This is a genomic window from Streptomyces mutabilis (assembly GCF_014649815.1).
Taxonomy (GTDB): domain Bacteria; phylum Actinomycetota; class Actinomycetes; order Streptomycetales; family Streptomycetaceae; genus Streptomyces; species Streptomyces mutabilis.
In genome coordinates, this window is sequence record NZ_BMTT01000047.1 from 3526 (window position 1) to 6172 (window position 2647).

Genomic DNA, 2647 nt, shown 5'->3' on the forward strand with positions numbered 1-2647 from the left:
CCGAAGACAAGCCCGCCGGATCCCAGCACATCGGCATGCGCAAGGAGATCGACAGCGGCTTCGTCCTGAAGACGCTGAGCGCCGTGGGTCAGGACCGGCTGATCGCCACCACCGTCGACGGCAAGCTGCTCTCCTACCAGATCGTCGGCGACGCCTGGCGCCGCAGCGATTTGAAGACCGACGGCTGGTCCGCCTTCGACCAGCTCGTATCGCCCGGTGCCGGCTTCTACTACGGCCGCATCCCGACCACCGGCGCCATGTACTGGTACAAGGACGGGAACATCTCGGACGGCAGCGGCGCGGACATCGCCTACCACACCTCCGACCCGGTCGACGCCTCCGGCTGGACGCAGCAGCTGCTGTCCGCGGCGCCCCGCACCGTGAGCTGCAAGAGCGTGAGCACCCTCGGCCAGGACATCGCCAATGCCGCGAACGCGGAGGTCGGCAAGACCTTCACCAGCTACCCGTTCACGTACGACTACGCCTGGTGCGCCGAGTTCGTGAAGTACATCTGGGCCGGAGAGGACGTCGACTACGCCTCGCAGCTCGACGCCCGCGCCTGGAGCCTCTACAAGTACGGCACCAACCACGGCACCTGGAAGACCGGCTCCCCCAAGGTCGGCGACGCGGTGCTGTACGACAAGGACGGCACGCTGGGAGACAACGAGGCCGACCACGTCAACATCGTGGTCGGCGTCTCCTCGGACGGCACCCAGATCCAGACGGTCGGCGGCAACGAAAGCCACAAGGTCAGCAAGAGCGGCTGGTTCACCTGGAAGACCGCCTCCGACCCGGTCGGCGCGGGCCGTGTGATGGGCTTCGCCTCCCCGATCGGCTGACCCACCGAACGGTGGGGGCCCGACCCGCACGGGCCCCCACCAGTACGGCTCGGCCCCCGCCGTACACATCACCGGTCGGCAGATGCGCACCACCCGGTGGTGCCACCCGTCAGGAAAGCGGCCCTGCCCCTCGCGCCCGCGGGGCAGGGCCGCTTTCCTGACTGTCGCGTCGGGCCGGTCATAGCAGCCCCGGCATCGGACGTCGCCCTTCCACGGGTAGGCCTGGCGTTCCGGCCCGGGCGGGACATCGACAGCCTGGCCTTCGACGGCGTACAGCACAGCGCTGACGGCCCCTTCTCGCCGGTCGAATGTGGCGGGGTGACGGGTGTTGGCGTTGCACCGGGCCGGCCTGAGACCTCACCGGCCGACCCCGGGAGACCGTCGGCGTGACCGAGGTCGGCGGCATTGCGCCGGGGTGGATGCCGGAGCCTGCGCGCGGGAGACCGGTATCTACCGGGACGGGCGATGGGTCGCGGACCGGTACAGCTCCCAGTCGGCACGGCCACCCGCGCCCATCACGCCCGTGTCCCCGGCCAGCGCGTCCGCCGGCAGGCGGCGCATTTCGCGCCGCGCGATACGGGTGACCAATCCCGGAAACAGCGGTCGCAGGGGCTGGCACCAGCGCAGCCAAGGCGGCGCGTAGACGTACTGGGACCGGCGTTCGACACCGGCGGTGAGCCAGTCGGCCACCTGGTCCGGACTGTGCACCCGGCGGGCGAACCACGGCTGGTGGGAGCGCAGGGCCCGCAGCACCGGATGCTCGTCCAGGTCGGTGATCATGTCGGTACCCGTCCAGTGCAGATAGGCGATCCCGACGGAGACGCCGTCGGGCTCGACCTCACCGCGCAGGGCTTGCGCGAAGGACTCCGCGCCTGCCTTGGACGCGCAGTAGGCACTCATCATGGGCGCCGAGCCGAAGGCGGCGGTCGAGGCGATCTGCAGGAAGTACCCGCGCGTGCGGGCGAGCTGGGGCAGGAAGGCACGGGCGGTGTTGGCCGAGCCGACCAGGTTGACGTCGATGACGCGCCGCCACAGATCGCCGTCGATACGGCGGAACGGCCCGCCTGCCGCCACACCGGCGTTGGCCACCACGACGGCCGCGTCCCCGAGCCGGTGCGCCACCTGCCGCGCCGCGTCCTCCAGTGCCTCCTGATCGGTCACGTCCGCCTCCACGCACAGGCTGGGCGTCGGCAGCGAGGACGCCGCGGCATGCAGGGTCCGCGCTTCCCGGCCGAGCAGGGCGACGTGCATGCCGGCCTCGGACAGGTGCCGGGCGAGGGCCTCACCGACGCCGCGGGCGGCCCCCGTCACCACGGCGACGCGCCCCCGCAGCGGCGATGCGCCGGTTGCGGCGACGGTGCGCGGCCCGTTGTCGGTGTACATGCGGTACTCGCTTTCGGCTGTCACGAGGTCGGGGTACCTCACCGGCGGCGCCCCGGGTACCCGGATGGGTCCCCCCTACGCGCTTACCGCGCCAGCAGTCCGGTGGGTCGGCTGGTCGGTGGCGCCGGGCCGCGCGCTCGCCCTACCGCGGTGCGTACCGCCTACCGGGTGCCCGGCGAGATCCCGCCCCGGCGAACCCTGCACCCACCGTCCGGCCTGGTCAGCCGTCCTGCCCTCGCCCTGGCCCGAGCCGGGCAGGGGCCGCAGCAGGTCGTCGCGCCCGGACAGCGCCTGGAGCGACAGGGTCCGGTAGCCGGCCCGGTCGAAGAGCACGGTGATGCGGTCGCCATTATCGCTGAACACGGTGGTCGCCGCTTCCACGTCGAGGCCACCGGAAGCGTCGCCGCGACGGGCGCAGTGATGCT

At 71.9% G+C, this 2647-nt stretch carries 3 protein-coding genes; 1 reads left to right on the forward strand and 2 read right to left on the reverse strand.

All coding sequences use genetic code 11. The annotated features are described in order from the left end of the window. A partial coding sequence (locus tag IE142_RS34320) for a CHAP domain-containing protein (RefSeq protein ID WP_191889362.1) occupies window positions 1–839 on the forward strand: 839 nt, incomplete at its 5' end. Between the two features lie 450 nt (window positions 840–1289). Here IE142_RS34320 and IE142_RS34325 read toward each other — a convergent pair. After that, on the reverse strand, window positions 1290–2222 hold the full coding sequence (locus tag IE142_RS34325; protein ID WP_191889363.1) for an SDR family oxidoreductase: 933 nt from the start codon (window positions 2220–2222) through the stop codon (window positions 1290–1292). A 75-nt stretch (window positions 2223–2297) separates the two neighbouring features. Then, window positions 2298–2647 (reverse strand): hypothetical protein (locus IE142_RS34330; RefSeq protein WP_229831178.1); only part of this gene is annotated, 350 nt, incomplete at its 5' end.